Origin of the sequence: Pandoraea iniqua (genome assembly GCF_902459685.1) — a bacterium.
GTDB classification, from domain to species: Bacteria; Pseudomonadota; Gammaproteobacteria; order Burkholderiales; family Burkholderiaceae; genus Pandoraea; species Pandoraea iniqua.
Window position 1 is genome coordinate 193583 of record NZ_CABPSF010000009.1, and the last position, 17236, is coordinate 210818.

Consider the following 17236-nt stretch of genomic DNA (forward strand, 5'->3'; position numbering starts at 1 on the left):
GGCCTCCGCGGCATATGGGGATATGGAACGCATTATAAACCGACCGGCCGGTCGGTCAATAAATGTTTTCCATGAGATGGCGGGGGCGATTGAGGAGGGGTGTTTGCGCCCTGATTACGTCCCGATCACCTCGGCCGCACAGGCCATCAACCCCTTGATCAGCCGTGCCCGGGGCGACGCCCGGTGCCACAGCAAGCCGAAACGACGGCGCTCGACGGGGGCTGGCAGCGGCAGACGCACGATGTTCAGGCCACTCGTGAGCGGTGAGACGATATCGGGCACCAGCGACACGCCCAGCCGGCGGTCCACCATCATGGCGATGGCCATCAGCGAATTCAGTTCGAACAACTCGTTCGGCACGATCTTGGCCGCGCGCAGGTAATGGTCGGCCTGCTTGCCGCCGCCCAGCGACCGGTCATAGCGGATGAACGGCTCGCGCCGCAGCAACGAGTGTGGATCTTCATTCGCCAGATGCGACGGCGCCAACACCACGATCGGCTCCTCGCGCAGCAAGTGCCAGTCGTAGGCCTTAGGCAGCGCAAACGGCGGATGCAGGCAGATGGCCACGTCCAGATCGCCGCGCTGCAAGGTTTCGTACAACTCCATGGACGTGCCCGCACGAATCAGTACCTTGGCTTGCGGAAACGCCGTCGAGAAGTTCGCCAGCACGTCGGGCAGCAAACTGAGCAACGCCGTCGTAATGGTGCCGATCCGCAGTTCGCCCGAGGGTTCGTCGGTCAGCGCCACGGCTTTGAGCTCGGCTGCCTCGCGAACCAGCGCGCGTGCTTTTTCAATCACCCGATGTCCCGCTTCCGTCGGAATGACGGTCCGCCCCGCGCGCACCAGCAGCGGCACGCCGAGTTCGCGTTCGAGCGCCTGCACCTGTTGGGCGATAGCAGCAGGCGTCACCCCGATACGGCGCGCGGCCTCGGCCATCGAGCCGCTATCGACCACGAGCAGAAGATTGGCAAGAAAGGTCGTGTCCATAACGATAGATTTTCTATGCTTTTAAGATAGGTGCAGATAGTTTATCTAAAGCAAGGCGGCACTTAGACTCATTTCCAGTCAGAAGAAAGCAAGGACTGGAGACATGAGAAGCAAACTCTTCGTGCCCGCATCGCGGCCGGAGCTCTTCGCCAAGGCGCTCGCCAGCGCGGCGGACGCGCTGTCGTTCGATCTGGAAGATTCCGTCGCCCCCGAGCGTAAGCACGACGCGCGCAACACCCTGCGTGACTGGCTGCGTACGCCGGGTTCCGCCCACGCCGACAAGCAGCTGATCGTGCGCGTGAACCCGCGCGATACCGCGTACTTCGGCGACGACATCGATGCCGTCGTGCAGAACGGCGTTGCCCTGATCAATCTGCCCAAGCCTGAAAGCGCCGACGACGTGCTCGCCGCCGCCGAACGAATCGAGCAGGCCGAACGCGCCAACGGCGTCACGACGCCCGTACGTCTGCTGCTGAATATCGAATCGCCGCAAGCGCTGCGCCGTGCCGCCGAACTTGCGGCGGCGCATCCGCGCGTGGCCGGATTGCAGCTGGGTCTTGGTGATTTGTTCGAACCGCTGGGCATGGCACGTCGCGAAACCGCCGCGATCTCGCAAGCGATGTTCGCGTTGCGCATGGCCGCCGGGGAGGCGGGCGTTTTTGCCTACGACGCCGCCTTCGCCAATATCAAAGACGAGGCGGGCTTTCGCGCCGAAGCGCAGCTCGCCAAAGCGATGGGTTTCCTCGGCAAGAGCTGCATTCATCCGAGCCAGATTGCGCTCGCCAACGATGTATTCCGACCGTCCGATGAAGAGATCGCTCATGCGTTGCGCGTGGTCGATGCCGCACGCACTGCGGCGCGTGATGGCGTCGGTGCCTATGTCGTCGACGGAAAAATGATCGATGTGCCGTTTGTCGAACGCGCCCGCGCGCTGGTGAGCAACGCCCGCCGCATGGGCCTGCTGCGCGACGAGCAACCGGTGAACTGACGGTTATGAAACGAGATTCCCGAGATTCCCTTTTGTCTTCCGCCGTCACCCAAGACGCGACGGCTGCCACCGCTGCCGGTCCGCTCGATGGCGTCCGCGTGCTCGATCTGAGTGCCTACATCGCGGGCCCCTACGGCTGCACGTTGCTCGCCGATCAGGGGGCGGAAGTCATCAAGATCGAACCGCCCACGGGCGACAACCTGCGCAAATACCCGTCGACGCTTGCCAGCGAGAGCCGCGCGTTTCTCGGCGTCAATCGCGGCAAGCGCGGGCTCGTGCTCGATCTCAAGCAGCCGGAAGCGCTTGCCGTGCTGCGCCGTTTGGTCGAATCGGCCGACGTGCTCGTCCACAACTTCCGTCCGAGCGTGCCCGCCCGGTTGGGCATCGCGTACGAACAACTTTGCGAAGTGAATCCGCGCCTGATTTATTGCGCGGTGACGGGCTACGGCGAGACCGGCCCGAACAAGGACAAGGCCGGTTACGACCAAGTGCTGCAAACCATGACGGGCATGTGCGCCATGCAGGGTAAGGCCGACGGGCCGCCCGAAATACTCTACGGCTCGGTGGTCGACTACTATGCGGCGTCGATGGTGGCGGCGGGCGTGTGCTCGGCGCTGTTCGCGCGTGAGCGCACCGGGCAGGGGCAATACGTGGGCGTGTCGTTGCTGCGCAGCGCGCTGGCGATGCAGTCCGCCCGCATGATCTGGGCCGATGACGAACCGCGTGACGTCGGTCGCGATATGCGCTCTGGCGGTATTACCGGTATCCATCCGACGCGCGACGGCTATCTGTATATCTCCGCCAACACGCCGCACTTCTGGCAGGCGCTGTGCGAAAAGACGGGCATGGCTGCACTGGCCGCCGACGAGCGCTACGATTCCGTGCGCAAGCGCGCGCAGCATCGCGACGAGATCGTGCCGCAGTTGCACGCCGCGTTGCAGGCGCATGGCGCGCGCGAGTGGGAGGTGATCTTTGGCGACGCCGTGCCGTGCGCCGCCGCGCGTCGCATCGAAGACATGTTCGACGACCCGCAGGTCGATGCCGAAGCGATGGTGCAGCACTACACCTACGCCGGGACGAACGGTGATCTGGGCTATCGCGGTTTCCGGCAGCCGATCCGGTTCGGCGCAGGCGCCAGCGATAACGGCAACGCGCCGGTATCGCGCGCCGCGCCCGCCTTCGGCCAGCATTCCGATGAAGTGCTGCGCGATCTCGGCCTGACGGACACCGACATCGCCGCGCTGCGTAAGACAGAGGCGGTGCAGTAAGCGAATCCCCCCGCGCGCGACAGGCGAACGGATTCGCAAGGCTGCGCGCCTTATATAAGAAAGATGAACGGAGACAAATCCATGGAAACGGTAACCACGCGCGCTGAGGCGGCAAGGGCATCCGTGCAGACCCAGCCGAGGGCCGGGGCGACACCGCCCAAGCCCTCGGGCACGACGGACGGCGCCGGTGCTGCAAGCGGCAGCGTGATGTCGCTGCGCGAACGTTGGTGGGCGGTGTTCGACCTGCGCATCGGTGCGCTGCCGTTGCCGGTGTATCTCGCGCTCGTGGCGATCCTCGCGGCGATGACGCACAACGGCAAGCTCGCCGCCGATCTGCCTACCGGCATCGCGCTCGTCGCCGTCGGCGGCTTCACGTGTGCCGAGTTGGCCAAGCGCATTCCGTGGGTGCGTCATATCGGCGCGACGTCGATCTTTGCGGCGTTCATCCCGTCGGCAATGGTCTATTACGGCCTCATGCCCGCGCCGGTGACGAAGGCTGTCACCACGTTCACCAAGAGCTCCAATTTCCTCTACCTGTTTATCGCCGCGATCATCGTCGGCAGCGTGTTGAGCATGGACCGGCGCACGCTGGTGAAAGGCTTCGTGCGTATCTTCATCCCGCTGGCAAGTGGATCGTTCGTCGCGGCCATTGTCGGCACGTCGGTCGGCACAGCACTGGGTCTCGAGGCGAAGCAGGCGTTCTTCTACATCGTCGTGCCGATCATGGCGGGCGGGGTCGGCGAAGGCGCGTTGCCGCTCTCGGCGGGCTACGCGCAGATTCTCGGCGTGGAACAGGGGCCGCTCTTCGCGCAGGCACTCTCGGCCGCGATGCTCGGCAACATCTCGGCGATCTGTCTGGCGGGGTTGTTGAGCTATCTGGGCACGCGCAAGCCGAAGCTCACCGGCAATGGCCAACTGACGGTCACGCCGGCGGGTGAGGCGCTCGCGGCGCAAGATGAGTCGTCACAGAGTTTCGACGCCTCGAGTCTGGCGGCGGCGGGCGGCACGGCGATTGCCCTGTATCTGCTGGGGGTGCTGAGCCATCAGTGGTTCAACTGGCCGGCGCCCGTGGTGATGCTGGTCTTCGTGGTGATCGCGCAGTTGTTCCAGATCGTGTCGCCGCGCGTGCGGGGCGGGGCACGCTTCATGTACAGCTTCTTCTCGACGGCGGTCACGTATCCACTGATGTTCGCTATCAGCGTCGCGATGACACCGTGGGGCGAGATCGTCACCGCATTTCACTGGATCAATATCGTGACGGCCGTCTCGACGGTGCTGTCACTGGCGGTCACCGGGTTCGTGGTGGCGAAGTGGGTAGGGATGTATCGGGTGGAAGCAGCCATCGTCAACGTGACACACAGCGGCTTGGGCGGCACTGGCGATGTGGCGATTCTGACGGCAGCGAACCGCATGGCGTTGATGCCCTTCGCACAGATCGCCACCCGTATCGGCGGCGCGATTGTCGTGATGACGTCGCTGGCGGCGTTTTCTTACTGGCATTGAAGCTGGAGCGTCGCCGGTAACGGGCAGCACGCGGCCGTCGGTTGTTCAGTCCTGCGGCTGCCCGAAGTGTTCGCGATACTGCTGGGGCGACACGCCGAAGCGGCGCTGAAATACCTTGCGCATGTTGTGCGGATCGCCGAAGCCGCATTGCCATGCGACAGTTTTGAGCGGTGCGTTGCCGTTCTCCAGCATCACGCGCGCCGCATCGATGCGGGCGGCGCTCACGAAGTCGGCGGGCGTCACGCCCGCGTCGCGAGCAAACACGCGCGAGAAATTGCGCACACTCATCTTGGCCACCGCGGCCAAATCACCCACCGACAGCGGCTCGGCCAGATGTTCCAGCACGAATTGCTGCACCTGAGCGACCGGGGAGTTCGGTCCCGCGTAGGGCGTGAGGTACGGGCTGAACTGCGACTGACCGCCGGCGCGCTGTGTGAACACCACCAGCCGCTTCGCCACGTTGAGTGCCACCTCTTGCCCGTGATCCTGCGCGAGCAGGTGTAGCGACAAGTCGATGCCCGCCGTCACACCCGCAGACGTGTACAGATTCCCGTCCTGAACGAAGAGCCGGTCGGCCTCGATGCGGGCGCCGGGGGCGCGCTCGGCAAGCACGTCGACATCGTTCCAGTGCGTGGTCACGCGTTTGCCGTCGAGCAGGCCAGCGGCGGCGAGCACCAGCGCGCCGTTGCAAATCGAACCGAAGCGGCGCGCTCGTGCCGTGGCGTCGTGCAGCCAGCGCGACACGTTCGGGCCGAGGTCATCGGTCAGCAGCGACGGGCCGCCCGCTACCAGCAGTAGATCGACATGTCCGCCGGCTTCCTGATAGTGACGGCGCGGCAGGATCGTCATGCCGTTCGAACAGGCAATCGGCCCGTGCTGGGTGCCGATGACTTCCGTCTGATAGTGATCGCCGGGCAGCAGAAAGCGGTTCGCTTCCGCGAAGACGTCGAGCGGGCCGCTCACATCGAGCGATTGCACGCCGGGAAAAACCAGCAAGGCGACATTCCGGATCATGGCAAAGGGGCGCTCTGGCAGTAATGCGCTGCATTTTGGCAGAAAGCGGTCAGGTGAGCCGATCACGCCCCGCCATTGGCGCGAAGGTGCCTCGGTTTGGCAGAATCGGGCCGCTCGGGGCGCGTGGCATCCAAAGGCAGCGTTCGCACAATCGGTGACATCGACGGCGGCATGGGCCGCTGCGTTTCCCCCGAGAGGCATCGATGCACAACGCCAAAACTGCGACTTCCCCGACTTCCCCGAATTCCCCGACTCCGCCGATTTCTCCAACGCCCTCCGCACCGTCCACCGCAACGGGCGGGGCGGCGGCCAACGATGCACCTCGCGTGCGCTATCCGGACGATGCATCGCTCGCCGAGCGCGTCGGCCCGGCGTTCTCGGTCGACGGCATGTTGATGGCGCGTCACAAGACGCGTGCCGCTATTGCCGACATCGCGCAGCAGGTGAAGCCGGGCATGGTGGAAGAGGATGCCGTCGAGATGGCCAAAGGCGTGCTCGTGGCCGCCGGGCTCGAACTGAGCTGGCATCCGACGCGGGTGCGTTTCGGCGTGAACACGCTCAAACCCATGCGCCAGCCGTCCGCACCCGGTGTGGTGCTGGGTGAGAACGACATCTTCTTCATTGACATCGCGCCGCGCTTCGACGCGTGGGAAGGCGATGGCGGCGCGAGCTTCGTCGTGGGCGAGCACGCGGAGCAAGCGCGTTGCGCGCACGACGCGCAAGCGCTGTTTCATGACGTGCGCGGCAAGTGGCTGCGCGACGGCGTATCGGGACAAGCGTTGTACGCCTATGCCGACGATGTGGCGAAACGGATGGGCTGGGAACTGAACTTCGACCTGCCGGGGCATCGCGTGTCGGACTTCCCGCATGCCGCCATTCATACGGGCTCGCTCGCCGACTTCGAGACCACCCCATCGGCGATGCGCTGGATTCTGGAAATCCATTTGCGCGACCCGCAGCAACGCTTCGGCGCGTTCTTCGAGGACATGTTGCTCGACGATACCTACTATTGATCGATTCCCGATCTGTGCTTGATCGGTTCCTGAACGATGGGCAATCGTCGCGCCCGCGCGACGCCCAGTAGCGCGCCGTTTATTTTGACCCGCGCTGACGTTTAATTTGACCCAGTAATTTCGGCTGCAAATTTTACGACACCGGGAAAGCGCGCTAGCAAGCCCTCCGATGGAAGTGCTGACCTTGCGCGCCGACAGACTTTCAGTCCGCCTGACGCAGCGGATCCTTCGGAGATAGAGGGCCGAGCGTCAGCCACGCCGGGATAGGTCCGCCCCCGTCGTATCTGACGGTCTCGTTCACCAGATCAACGGGCTCACCTATCGTGTAGGGGGCGCTGGTCGTTACGACATAGAGCAGCTTTCGACGGTTGTCTTCAACGATCGTCCACTTCTCGCCGTCCCACCTCGAAACGGAGCCTTCGTTCACCGCCGGCGGCTCCGCTTCCACAGCGCCATAGGGGACATTGAACTCGCCGGGCGACAAGAACAGCTCGTGCGCTGTTGTCTGGTATAGAAAAAAACCGGACTCGTCGGTTTGGTACACGATCTTCTCTTCCATCATCAATCCTTCAAAGGTAGTTCCACATAACGCTTATGGTCCGAGAATTCACATCTAGATGTGCACGCGCGGGGCATAGGCGGTGTTAGTCGGGCGGGTTTCCGCCCCTCCCGTTTCATTGGTCGCGCTGCTCGGAGAGTCACCGGGGGTCTGCATGACGGCTGAGTAGCTCCCAGCGGGGAATACCGTGCTCGATGCGAACATGGTCAGCGTGTGAGAGTGGCGTTGAATCGATCCGACCTGCTTCGTTCCCAGCGTCCGGGCATTTCCAGTGTCAGCGTCGGTGCCGGTATATCGGCGGATCTGGTTGCGCAGGTCCGGACACCGGAAGTTGTCTCCGCCGAGGTCGACAAACTTATGCATGGCGGCCGTCCAAGCGCCAGCGGCGACAACTAAGCCGTTTTCCTGCGCGTAGCCCCACAGTCCAGCGTATGCGGTCTTGCTCAACGTGCCACCGACAGCGTCAATTTCGCTGGCCAGCGGAGTCAACGTATGTCCGTCGATAGGGCGGCCGCAAAGCGGCGAACGGTAGCCGGTGAAATACGCGCTGGCGCTCCAGATCCAGATCTCCCCGGCCTCGGCCACGGAAATCGGACCGATATTCTGGGTGGGCAGCGCCGTGATCGAGTAGAGCCGGGGATAGTCGGAGCGCTTCGCGAAGACGGCCAGGAGTGCGTCACGCAGAAGCGAATAACTGTCAGGGTCATCAGGATTGAACGGCTGGCCGTCCATGTTGGCCAGCTTCAGCAGCTCCATCAGGCTCCAGATGATCATATTGCTGTCGTTTCCAGACCAGACCGTCGGCACTGCGACGCTGTCGCTATGCATGCGGTGGCCAGTCGGGCCGTGCACCACATTGTCGGCACTGGTTGTGTAGTCCATTCAAAGCCTCTTTAAAGGTAGATTACGTTGATTTCAAAGCGCGCTGGCGCGATTCGGCCAAGCAGGCATTGGATTTCAATGCCGTCCTGGCTGCAGATGCGCAGACGTTGGCCAACACGGTTCGCGCCAACCCGAAACGGGACGCACAGATACAGCACCTTCACGTTGAGCACGCCTGATAGGCTGCCGAGCCGATCGCCGACCCGGTTTCTCCCAACGCGAAACGGCGTCGAATACCAGATTTCGACTTGATAGCCGTATCTGGCCAGATAGGCTTTGATCGCCTCCGGGCTTTCCGCCGAGCTGTCGTCGTATGCCAGATCAACGTCACCACGCAGCCGCGCGAGCATGTTCGTGCGCCGTTGCTCGCCATCCTGTTCGCCCTCGAAGCAGGGATCAGGTAAGCCCAGCGCTTCCTCCCATTCCTCTAGACGTGAGCACGTCCGATGGGGAATCCACTGTCGAACGGCACTTTCCACCCACTCGTGGTGCTCGCGTAGGACGCCCGCCCATGCCTTGAGCCAACGCATGACTACGGATCCCGGCGCGCGGGGGAACGCGAAGCCAGGCGGCAGCAAGTGCGTCAGGGCTTGCCAGAACTTGTCCATCAGCGGAACGTCACCGATCGAAGGATCAGAATCTCGTACGCGCCGGCGACTAAAAAGCCGCCCTCCGTGAGCACAGGCGCGATAAACCGATGATCGAATTCACCTGGCGCTGTCGAAACGGCTTCACGCAGGTGCGAATGAGGGATGCGGCCGTGCGGTGCTGCCTCGCGAAAGAACAGGTCTTTCAGCTCCAGCTCGATCGCATCGCGTGTCGCTGCCGTATCCGGCGTAATCTCCAGCTCGATGTCGACGAAGACCGGCTCAGGAACAATCACAAACAGCTCGTCGGGCGGCCCGCGCATCGGATCACGGATGTAGTCGTAAACCAGTTGCTTTTGCGCGGCCGTCGGCAGACCGTATGGCGTGTTGTTGTCGGCCATGATGACCACACCCGCCGACGTGGGGCCGCTCGGGTTGCGAACACCCCATGCGCGCGTGATACCCGGCACAGAGAGTGCCCAGCGTTCGTAGTCGCCAGGCGCACTACCTCGGGGCGGGTTAGCCAATCGCTGCCCCAACCGATAGATGCCTTCGGCGTCTGTCTCCCGGTCCGTGCCGGCGGCAATGCCATCCGGGCCAGCCTTGAAGCTGACATCAATACCAGGGACGGTCGCGATCAGCTCCAGCGGCGTGTCGGCCGCGAGGTTGCCGGCGCTGCCTGCGACGTCGCAAGCCACTTTGGCCGTGATACTCAGATCGGCCGCGACGCGAGCGTCTTCCAGTACCGTGAACGTTTGGTCGCCGTCGGCCCGAATGACGTTGCCAGCTTCCAGCAATGAATTCGCGGTGCCGGTGCCGATCACCATGCCGCGTGAGACGTTCGCTTCTTTACGCGGCAAGCCGTAGGCGACCAGCCAATCGTCCAGAAATTCGTCGCTCGACTTGGTCGGAATGGCTTGCTTGGCGATGTAGTCGCGCAGGTAACGGTATGCGCCGTGAATTCCGACACCTTGGACGAACGCCTGCACATCGATGTTCGAGCGTGCGAGCGCCACGTCCGTGGCCGATAGATCTGCCCCTTGCGCGGTCGCGGCGTCGACAAGCCCTTGCTGAAGCTGGCGAGCGGCATTGTCCTTGAGCTCGGCAATCGAAGGGATTGCAACCTGGACGAATGTGCTCATGCTGCAGCCCTCCGAAGGCTCGTGCCCCAAAGCACGTCGTAGACCGGGCGTTCGATGTTCCCTTGAAAAATGCACGGCCGCAGCGCGAGGCGTTCATTGGTTGCCCCCGCCCACTGCGCTACCACGTCGACCTGGCTGGCCACTTCAGAACGGACCATCCACTGCAGGGACTCCCACGCCGCGAAGCGAGCCCGCTCCAGCATGTCGACCGTCGATTTGGTGACGTAGCAGAGCCACAGATGCGATCCCCACGCGTCGGTTTCATCGCGCGGCGCATCAGTAGCAGGCATGACGAACTCGTCGCCACACCAGCCTCGACGGTCCGTCTGGTTCTGCGGCAACACCGTGTCGTCGTCAGCTCGGCGATCGCAAAACAGCGACAGAATGACTGCCGTGCAAAGGCTGTCATCGAGCTCCAGGGCGCGAACCTCCAGGAGGTCGGCATAGTGACCTACGGCAATACAAGGATTGGAGAAATCGTGCCAGGCACCCGTGGTCCTGCGACCGCTCCGAACGATGCTCCAGTCGAACGGGATACCGGTATCAACGGATGCTCGGGAGGTGGTGAGGATATCGATCATGATGGCCTATTGATTAGGCCTTCATGATCGGTTCAGAAGGGGTTTAAGTCGCTGTGAAACATTTCACACACGACAGGAGCGGGTTAGCGAGAGACACCGCCTGACTGGTCGCTACCGTGTTGAACATTGTCGTGCTTGTGGCCGAAATACTCGCTTTCCGAGACCTGCAGTGACTCGCCGACTTCCGCGCGCGTGCCGACGGTGAGTGCTTCGCTGGTCGACAGCGTTGGCGTCGTGACTGCCACGCCGGTCTTGCCTTTGAGAGCGATAGTGTCGGCCTCCACCTCGAAATCCGTGCACTTCACCGCGATCTTCCCGCCCTGACTGAGCAGGATGCTATGTCCCTCCTTGTGCCATACGGCCACGTCGTAAGGTGCCAGGTGGGGCCGGCCGTCGATACGATCCATGCGCAACACGATCGTATGCCCGCCGGCCTCGATGACCAGCCCCTGCCCGTCAACGGGATTGCCCGCAAAGCCGTAGTCTTGCCAGCGCTCAACGCTTTCACGCCCGCTGCTGTCAAAAACCTGCACTGAGACTTCCTGGACGGGGCCTTCTTTGAGGCCGCGCAGCAGCGCGCGGCGTAGCATGTTCATCAGGTTCATGACGGGTCTCCCTTGAATTCGAGCACGGAACCGTCCTTGCCGCGCTTTCCCTTGCCGCGACCACGTCGCACCTTCGTTTTGAGCGGCACGGTGTCGTATGCCTCCTTCGGGCGCACCAGTAGTTCGGTTACGTCTCCTTCCTTGAGGTCCACAGTCTGTTTCACCTCACAGATGAGCCATTCTTCACCGTCCAGACCCGCGATGTCGTCATAGATCGGCACAAGCGTATTGATTTCCCACGGCTTGCCTTGCCACGTCCAGCCTTCCACTGTGTACTTAAAGCCGAACGCGTGGCCCCGGCGAACGCGCATCGTGTGGTCAACGAGACGCTGCATGTCCGGCGCTTCGTTGTTGCCATCCGCATGGATCACCAACGGTAGATAGCGCTTCATGCCTGGATCTTTAGAGTGGGCCTTCTGTTGAGCGGCTTGACCGAATGCCTTCGTAACATCGCTCATTGTTCCGCCGACATCGAGCGTCTGAAGGCTCTTGTGGTGCGTGACGTTGCCCTGGCCGTAACAGAAGTAGTCGGAGTGACGATCGGCGTCGGTGCCGGCACTCTCCATACTGATCACGTTGACGCCCCGCACGATGGCCCCATGGCTCTTCGTTTGGCCCGCGCGGGTGATGAGCACACGTCCCTCCGCATCGGTTGTCACCAGAACACCGCGCAGTCGAGCGGCGCGTGCAAGTACCTGGACGACCTTCTCGCCGTGCTCGATCTTCAGATCGCGGATCGGCTCACCGATGTCGGTATCGATCCGCACGTCGATACCAAAAGGCGAGCACAGATCCCGCGCGATCCTGTCGAGCTTCGCGTTTCGCCACTGGCCGCCCTGATAGATCGCAGAGCAGGCCACTAGGTCGCCGCTACGGCTGCGGCCCTCGATCTTGAATCCGCAGTCGTCACGCCGGTAGAACGGCTCGGCGGCGAGCACCGTCCCTGTTACGACCAGCGTTTCGTTGATCCGAATCTTGATGCTGTCCTGGCGATTGATGTCCGGAGGATTGCCGGGAATAAGGGAAACCGGGATGCTGAATCGGCTCGACAGCGTCTCAAGTGACCGTTCGACGCTGGACGACAGCCACCCCTGGTAGTCGCGGCCATTGACCGTCACATAAATCTTCGCGTCGTCGCGCGTGAACTGAGTTGGTTTTGCCATAGGTCAGTCGTGCTTCGTGATGCGCAAAGGAGCGCCAGGCGGCACAAGCAGCGGATGACGGATATGCGGGTTCATGGCCATGATCTCGTCGGCCCAGCGAGTCGTGCCGAACATCCGATACGAAACGTACAGCGCCGGCTGCCACGACTCGGGCGTGTAAGTCGTGAGACGCGCCAGATCACGCGATCGCGCCTGCAGGTCCGTGAGCACGGCGGTTTTCAGGCGCACAAGGGAATCGTGAGTCGTCGTCGTGCCAACGCCACCGATCGGCTCAGCCGCGCTGGCCAGAATCAGCTCGGTGATTTGCTGGCCGAAGTCGGAGCGAAGCGCCAGCGCCTGGTCATAGTTGTCCAGGTCGATCTGCGTCACCGCACGAACGGCCATGATCGTCATGACTCCGTTGACGAAGCCTTCAAGCGTCTTGAGTGCTTGCGCTTCTGCCTGGCGCGACGCCGTTTGGTAAGGACTCACGGGCGGCGTGAAGGCCTCGGCCAGCTTGGCCTGTGCGGACGAGGGAGTGAAGCCCGTGGAGGCGTACGCAGCCGCGACGTCAGGGCTGATCGCTTGCGGCAATCCAGACGGTGACGCCGGCGTCGACTGCGACAGGAGGCTCTGCGTCGCCGTCGGCGCTTTCCACAGATTGCGTGCCGCTCCGAAGACCGACCAGGCATCGTTCGACGTCAGCGTATCCGGGATCTTCGTGAGGTCCGAAAATCGACTGCCGAGCACCGACGAGATCGCCGACAACTCGTTCAACGGGAACGTGATGTACTGGCGCACAAGGCTGTTGTACGTATCGAAAGCGCCATTGACCGCAGAGATGCCATCCCAGACAGTATCAAGCGCCGAGCGCATGCGCGACAGCACATTGTCCTTGGCCCAGCCCGTCAGGTCTGCGACATTGAAATTGGCCGCCAGCGAGTCAATGAGCGACTTTTCTGCGTTGTCGGCCGCAGCGGAAACTTGGTCTGTGGTGTTGGTTACGCCGGCCGGATACCGACGCGGCTCGGCCCTGACAAATGACAGCTCCAGACGAGCGCACCCGCCCTCGGTCGTCGGCGCTTCCTTGATCGTGTACTTGCCATTACACCAGCAGCGAATGCTGCCCTGCGTCGGATGGACAAGCACTCCGTCACCCGTCAGCGCGTTGCGCAACTTGCTGAGCTGGTCGAGGTAATCATCGCCGATAAGGTACGCGGAGAACTTAATCTCGTTCGCACCAGAGCCCATGCGAAACACCGTCGGCAGATCCTGAAACGGGTATTCGCGCAGGACGGTGTTATCGCCATCGGTCATTTCGGTCGAATCGACCTGAAACGGTACGTCGCGCCACGATGCCGTGCGAAGCTGGTTCAACCAGGTGTTTTTGCCAGCACCAGCGAGGCTCGAAAGACCGCCTAAGCCGGCCAAGTTGGTCAGGTTCCCCAGGCTGGGCACGCTCGGAAGACTCGGGACGCTCGGCAGATTGTCGATCAGTGACATTAATTCGCTCCCCCTGGGTTCGTCGCACCTGGATCAATGCGCAACGCATTCGGCTGCCGGAACACTTGCGTTCCAATCATCACGCGATCGTCGCGCACGGTGACGTTAATGCCGAGCTGGCCGTTGCCGATCTCGACCCGCTGCGGTTCTGCCTGGATGCGCTTGATCATGTCGAGCCCGACGGACGGTTGCATGAGCGGGTTTGTCATGTACGCCGGTGCAGTACGCAGGACGCTCATACGGTCCTGCGTATCTGTGGGCAATCCGGCCGCATCGGCCAGGAGTCCTGCGCGCTGGGATGGCGTGGCCGTCATGCGCGTCAGGGCGTCGCCCGCGCGCGTTGCGCCGAAGTAGCCGAGTGCCCCGCCAATTGCGCCGCCGATCGGAACCGTAATAGGTGCGAGCGGGCCGCCAAATGCCCCGACTGCTGCACCGGCTTGCATGCCGGCCCACGCTCCAGTCGCTCCAGCCGCAATCCGGCCCAAGTCATTGACCTTCTCTGTAGCCGATTTGGAGCCATCAAGCAGCGTAGGGATGGCCTCGTAGGCCGCATATGCGGCAGCAGCCATGCCAGCGCCACGCGCGCCGCCAAGGAATGCCGCGCCACGCTTGCCGCCAGCACCGCCAGGGCCACCGGCCCCGCCAGCACCACCCGGACCGCCAGGCATAGGGGCGTCCCAGCCCGGCATCTTGTTCACAACCCAAACAGGAATGGGGCCGGCTCCGAACCCTCCGAGTCCGCCGGGGCCCGCACCACCAGGAGCACCCGAGCGGCCGCGCGATAACAAAAAGGCGGTGAATGCGCCGCCGGCACCCGCTGCGGTAGCGATACCAACCGCCTGACCGAATCCGGTCAGCGCTGTCGTCACGGCAGGAAATGCCTGGGCGAGATCGGTCGCGCTCTTGAGCACGGCTTTGAGCGGACCGTCGATCTGATCGAACACACGGCTACGCGCCATGTCCGTTTCGTTTGCGACCTGTTGCGCCTTATATCCTGCGCGTCCAGAGACGACATCAAAGTTCGACGCGACGGCTTGCCCTGTGTCTTCATGCACTTTCGCCAGTACATCTTTCACGTAGCCCTTGTTTTGCATGATTCCGACGAGCGCCATCAGAGCTTCCCGGTCTTGAATAACCTGCCCGATGGCCGATCCCTGAAGAATCGAAGCCATTGCTTGAAGCGTCGCTTTTTTTTCGTCGCCTTGTTCTGTAGCGGCGCGATCGCGAAGAGACACGAAGCTCTTGTTTTTGCCCGCAATCTGCTCCGCAAAATCTACAAACGCCGCGATACCGTCAACGCCTCGCTCGCGCGCGCGCGCAAGTGACTTCGGAAGATCAACGCCCAAACGAGCGAAGTCCTTCTCCGTGTCGGCTGAGTTGATCTTCAACAACAAATTCTTGAGGTTATTGCCTGCAGCATCGGCACTCCCTGCAGTCATGATGGAGGCCTGTGCGTACGACACCAGACGCTCGAAGTCGGCCATCCCGCGCATGCCCAGCTTGTCACTCGATGCAGCCATGAGCTCCGGCAACCAACGAGCCATGTCTTTAAGCTCAAATCCGCCCTCCTGCCCGGCGACGACGGCTTTGGAAATAGCCTGGCCGATATTCTTTTCGGTCAGCCCATAGTTTCGCAGACCGGCAATCGCAATGTTTCCGATATCTCCGACATCGGCATCTCCAGCGGTTGCTCCTCGCTGGAGATCAAGCAGCATGGCCTTTGCCGTATCAATCTTCACAACTCCGGAGGAAATGACTTTGTTTAATGCCTCTGCAGCAGAGTCACGAGTACCGCCGCCTTGGCGGACCGCGTCATTAATGGTGCCTTCGAGTTCCTTCATGCCAAGCAGGCGACCCGCGAGATTACGATCGCCATAGGCCACGTTTGCCATGTTGGCCAGACGCGTGTCGAACTGCACCGGCCGCTTGAGCGTGGCCACAGCAGCCGCGCCGCCTGCGACCACACCTCCGGTGACAGCGCCGGCCGTCTGGCCAGCACGACCGAGCACAGCCGCCATACGATCCGCGTCGCGGCGAATATCGCTCATGCGGCGCGCGATGCTCCCGAGGTAGCGAAACTGGCGATCAAGCGCCGTCGAACTGCCCAGGCGGGACAATGCACTGTCAGCACGCTGTGTGGCCGAAGTGACGTTGTTCAAGCCCGATTGCATACGACGTGCGTCGGATTCGAGCTTGCTCGCGCCCGTTTTGGCTCCTACCTTTTCCACAGACTTCTCAGCCTTCTGAGCTGCTTTGTCGGTGTTGGTCAGCGCCGTGGTTTGCCGCTTGCCAGCTTGCTCGATCGCGCGCGCGTTTTCCGCAGCGCCTCGCTTGAGGTCGCCCGCCAGATTGATGATGTATCGCAACGTCATGCTGCTCATCGTCTCTTCCTCGCTTCTGCCTGCCGTGCCTTATTCATCCGCTCCAAGTCAGCGGCCTGCGCCATCAGCTGCACCTTCGGTGTTTCGCGCAGCGTAGTCAGCGAGCATGGAAGGGCCAGACTGAGCTGACGCGCCAGCGTCTCCCAGCTCTGCAGTCTGGCCCTCGGATCGCGGGCCGACACCCTCCGGTTTGGTTACGTCGCTGAGCATCGTCTCGAACGCGTCTTGGGAAATCAGGCCGTGGCGAAGCTGCGCCGCCAAGTCGACCAGGACACAACGCTCTTCGATGCGAGCCAGATCAAGCGGCGACAGACGGCCGAACATCTCCAGTGTCATGAGGCTCAGCGGGATGTCGTCCAGACCAGCACACTGGAAACGGTCGCAATGGCGCAGCGTCAACGCGACGCGATACAACTCGTCGGACACGAGCAGAGTGGGCTTGCCCTTCACGTCGACAACGCGTTCCGCAAGCTGCATCGCAGCGTATTCGTCTGCAACGGTCGTCTCACGCAGGCGCACCGTGCGATATCGAACTTCCTTGTCCCCAACCTGGGAGCGCAGGCCGTCAACGAGCGCGACGACATGGATGTCTTGCTGATTCATGGTGTGAACCTCGAATGTGTGGGCGGAAAGTAACGAAGGCAGGAAAAATCCTGCCTTCGGGAGAGCTGCATCAGCGGGCGACGCTTAAAGCCACTGGAGCGCCGTGAGGACCGCGAACTGGATGTCGACAGCCCCCGTGCCGACCTCGCCCATGCTCATGAACGAGCATTTGCCGGCGCGCACACGTCGACCGGTATGCAAGTTGGTCATCACGATCTGTGCTTCGCAGATTTGGCTGATCGTGTCCGGGTTGCGCGACCCGGTGAACAGCAGCTTGGCCTTGATGACACGGGCCACGCGCTTACGCGTGGTGAAATCCGGACCGTTTGCCGCCAGAGCAGCCTCGCGCTCAAAGCCGGCCGCGCCTTCAATCGTTGCGCTGCCGTCCTCAATCGCCCATTCCTCACCATCGACGGTGAAGCTATCCACGCGGAAAAGTTCGCTATCGCAGGCCATTTAGCCCCTCCAGTCAGTCAGT

General features: G+C 62.5%; 17 protein-coding genes. 4 read left to right on the forward strand and 13 right to left on the reverse strand.

The window, feature by feature from the left end; all coding sequences use genetic code 11:
- Positions 1-114: 114 nt before the first annotated feature.
- Positions 115-987, reverse strand: coding sequence for a LysR substrate-binding domain-containing protein (locus tag PIN31009_RS24620; RefSeq protein ID WP_150791839.1), 873 nt, complete (start codon positions 985-987; stop codon positions 115-117).
- Positions 988-1090: 103 nt separating this feature from the next.
- Between PIN31009_RS24620 and PIN31009_RS24625 the strand changes: the two genes are divergently transcribed.
- The 3 genes from PIN31009_RS24625 to PIN31009_RS24635 all read left to right on the forward strand — a co-directional run bounded on the left by PIN31009_RS24625 (position 1091) and on the right by PIN31009_RS24635 (position 4746).
- Complete coding sequence (locus tag PIN31009_RS24625) at positions 1091-1975, forward strand: HpcH/HpaI aldolase/citrate lyase family protein (RefSeq protein ID WP_150791840.1); 885 nt, start codon at positions 1091-1093, stop codon at positions 1973-1975.
- A 32-nt stretch (positions 1976-2007) separates the two neighbouring features.
- Positions 2008-3243 carry a CaiB/BaiF CoA transferase family protein gene (locus tag PIN31009_RS24630; protein WP_246185839.1) on the forward strand — a complete coding sequence of 412 codons (1236 nt, stop codon included), beginning with the start codon at positions 2008-2010 and terminating at the stop codon, positions 3241-3243.
- A 207-nt stretch (positions 3244-3450) separates the two neighbouring features.
- Positions 3451-4746 (forward strand): 2-hydroxycarboxylate transporter family protein, encoded by a 1296-nt coding sequence (locus PIN31009_RS24635; protein WP_150791900.1) that lies wholly within the window; start codon positions 3451-3453, stop codon positions 4744-4746.
- 45 nt (positions 4747-4791) lie between these two features.
- Here PIN31009_RS24635 and PIN31009_RS24640 read toward each other — a convergent pair whose 3' ends face one another.
- Entirely contained in the window at positions 4792-5760 is a 969-nt protein-coding gene (locus PIN31009_RS24640; RefSeq protein WP_150791842.1) for a GlxA family transcriptional regulator, read from the reverse strand.
- Positions 5761-6149: 389 nt separating this feature from the next.
- Between PIN31009_RS24640 and PIN31009_RS24645 the strand changes: the two genes are divergently transcribed.
- Entirely contained in the window at positions 6150-6773 is a 624-nt protein-coding gene (locus tag PIN31009_RS24645) for a M24 family metallopeptidase (RefSeq protein WP_246185849.1), read from the forward strand.
- A gap of 202 nt (positions 6774-6975) precedes the next feature.
- Here the strand turns inward: PIN31009_RS24645 and PIN31009_RS24650 are convergent, their stop codons facing one another.
- The 11 genes from PIN31009_RS24650 to PIN31009_RS24700 all read right to left on the reverse strand — a co-directional run bounded on the left by PIN31009_RS24650 (position 6976) and on the right by PIN31009_RS24700 (position 17214).
- Positions 6976-7332: a phage tail protein gene (locus tag PIN31009_RS24650; protein ID WP_150791844.1), complete on the reverse strand. Its 357-nt coding sequence runs from the start codon at positions 7330-7332 to the stop codon at positions 6976-6978.
- Positions 7333-7386: 54 nt separating this feature from the next.
- Entirely contained in the window at positions 7387-8214 is an 828-nt protein-coding gene (locus PIN31009_RS27985; protein ID WP_174997378.1) for a phage tail protein, read from the reverse strand.
- Between the two features lie 11 nt (positions 8215-8225).
- Entirely contained in the window at positions 8226-8822 is a 597-nt protein-coding gene (locus PIN31009_RS24660; RefSeq protein ID WP_150662805.1) for a putative phage tail protein, read from the reverse strand.
- Entirely contained in the window at positions 8822-9943 is a 1122-nt protein-coding gene (locus PIN31009_RS24665) for a baseplate J/gp47 family protein (RefSeq protein WP_150791901.1), read from the reverse strand. Before PIN31009_RS24665 ends, PIN31009_RS24660 begins: the two co-directional genes overlap by 1 nt.
- Positions 9940-10524 carry a phage GP46 family protein gene (locus PIN31009_RS24670; protein ID WP_150791845.1) on the reverse strand — a complete coding sequence of 195 codons (585 nt, stop codon included), beginning with the start codon at positions 10522-10524 and terminating at the stop codon, positions 9940-9942. Before PIN31009_RS24670 ends, PIN31009_RS24665 begins: the two co-directional genes overlap by 4 nt.
- Positions 10525-10607: 83 nt before the next feature.
- Positions 10608-11129 carry a phage baseplate assembly protein domain-containing protein gene (locus tag PIN31009_RS24675; protein ID WP_150791846.1) on the reverse strand — a complete coding sequence of 174 codons (522 nt, stop codon included), beginning with the start codon at positions 11127-11129 and terminating at the stop codon, positions 10608-10610.
- Positions 11126-12292: a phage baseplate assembly protein gene (locus PIN31009_RS24680; protein WP_150791847.1), complete on the reverse strand. Its 1167-nt coding sequence runs from the start codon at positions 12290-12292 to the stop codon at positions 11126-11128. The genes PIN31009_RS24675 and PIN31009_RS24680 overlap by 4 nt, the downstream gene beginning before the upstream one ends.
- A 3-nt stretch (positions 12293-12295) precedes the next feature.
- Positions 12296-13774, reverse strand: coding sequence for a DNA circularization protein (locus PIN31009_RS24685; protein WP_150791848.1), 1479 nt, complete (start codon positions 13772-13774; stop codon positions 12296-12298).
- On the reverse strand, positions 13774-16155 hold the full coding sequence (locus PIN31009_RS24690) for a phage tail tape measure protein (protein WP_150791849.1): 2382 nt from the start codon (positions 16153-16155) through the stop codon (positions 13774-13776). Before PIN31009_RS24690 ends, PIN31009_RS24685 begins: the two co-directional genes overlap by 1 nt.
- 48 nt (positions 16156-16203) lie before the next feature.
- Complete coding sequence (locus tag PIN31009_RS24695; protein ID WP_150791850.1) at positions 16204-16758, reverse strand: phage tail assembly protein; 555 nt, start codon at positions 16756-16758, stop codon at positions 16204-16206.
- An 84-nt stretch (positions 16759-16842) separates the two neighbouring features.
- On the reverse strand, positions 16843-17214 hold the full coding sequence (locus PIN31009_RS24700; protein WP_150662813.1) for a hypothetical protein: 372 nt from the start codon (positions 17212-17214) through the stop codon (positions 16843-16845).
- Between the last annotated feature and the right edge of the window lie 22 nt (positions 17215-17236).

What these genes read in the sequence shown, in the direction of transcription:
- PIN31009_RS24695 (WP_150791850.1), bottom strand. Translation starts at nt 16,758, where the DNA reads ATGAATCAGCAAGACATCCATGTCGTCGCGCTCGTTGACGGCCTGCGC.
- PIN31009_RS24685 (WP_150791848.1), bottom strand. Translation starts at nt 13,774, where the DNA reads ATGTCACTGATCGACAATCTGCCGAGCGTCCCGAGTCTTCCGAGCGTG.
- PIN31009_RS24675 (WP_150791846.1), bottom strand. Translation starts at nt 11,129, where the DNA reads ATGAACCTGATGAACATGCTACGCCGCGCGCTGCTGCGCGGCCTCAAA.
- PIN31009_RS24690 (WP_150791849.1), bottom strand. Translation starts at nt 16,155, where the DNA reads ATGAGCAGCATGACGTTGCGATACATCATCAATCTGGCGGGCGACCTC.
- PIN31009_RS24620 (WP_150791839.1), bottom strand. Translation starts at nt 987, where the DNA reads ATGGACACGACCTTTCTTGCCAATCTTCTGCTCGTGGTCGATAGCGGC.
- PIN31009_RS24645 (WP_246185849.1), top strand. Translation starts at nt 6,150, where the DNA reads ATGTTGATGGCGCGTCACAAGACGCGTGCCGCTATTGCCGACATCGCG.
- PIN31009_RS24700 (WP_150662813.1), bottom strand. Translation starts at nt 17,214, where the DNA reads ATGGCCTGCGATAGCGAACTTTTCCGCGTGGATAGCTTCACCGTCGAT.
- PIN31009_RS24660 (WP_150662805.1), bottom strand. Translation starts at nt 8,822, where the DNA reads ATGGACAAGTTCTGGCAAGCCCTGACGCACTTGCTGCCGCCTGGCTTC.
- PIN31009_RS24625 (WP_150791840.1), top strand. Translation starts at nt 1,091, where the DNA reads ATGAGAAGCAAACTCTTCGTGCCCGCATCGCGGCCGGAGCTCTTCGCC.
- PIN31009_RS27985 (WP_174997378.1), bottom strand. Translation starts at nt 8,214, where the DNA reads ATGGACTACACAACCAGTGCCGACAATGTGGTGCACGGCCCGACTGGC.
- PIN31009_RS24650 (WP_150791844.1), bottom strand. Translation starts at nt 7,332, where the DNA reads ATGGAAGAGAAGATCGTGTACCAAACCGACGAGTCCGGTTTTTTTCTA.
- PIN31009_RS24635 (WP_150791900.1), top strand. Translation starts at nt 3,451, where the DNA reads ATGTCGCTGCGCGAACGTTGGTGGGCGGTGTTCGACCTGCGCATCGGT.
- PIN31009_RS24665 (WP_150791901.1), bottom strand. Translation starts at nt 9,943, where the DNA reads ATGAGCACATTCGTCCAGGTTGCAATCCCTTCGATTGCCGAGCTCAAG.
- PIN31009_RS24680 (WP_150791847.1), bottom strand. Translation starts at nt 12,292, where the DNA reads ATGGCAAAACCAACTCAGTTCACGCGCGACGACGCGAAGATTTATGTG.
- PIN31009_RS24670 (WP_150791845.1), bottom strand. Translation starts at nt 10,524, where the DNA reads ATGATCGATATCCTCACCACCTCCCGAGCATCCGTTGATACCGGTATC.
- PIN31009_RS24640 (WP_150791842.1), bottom strand. Translation starts at nt 5,760, where the DNA reads ATGATCCGGAATGTCGCCTTGCTGGTTTTTCCCGGCGTGCAATCGCTC.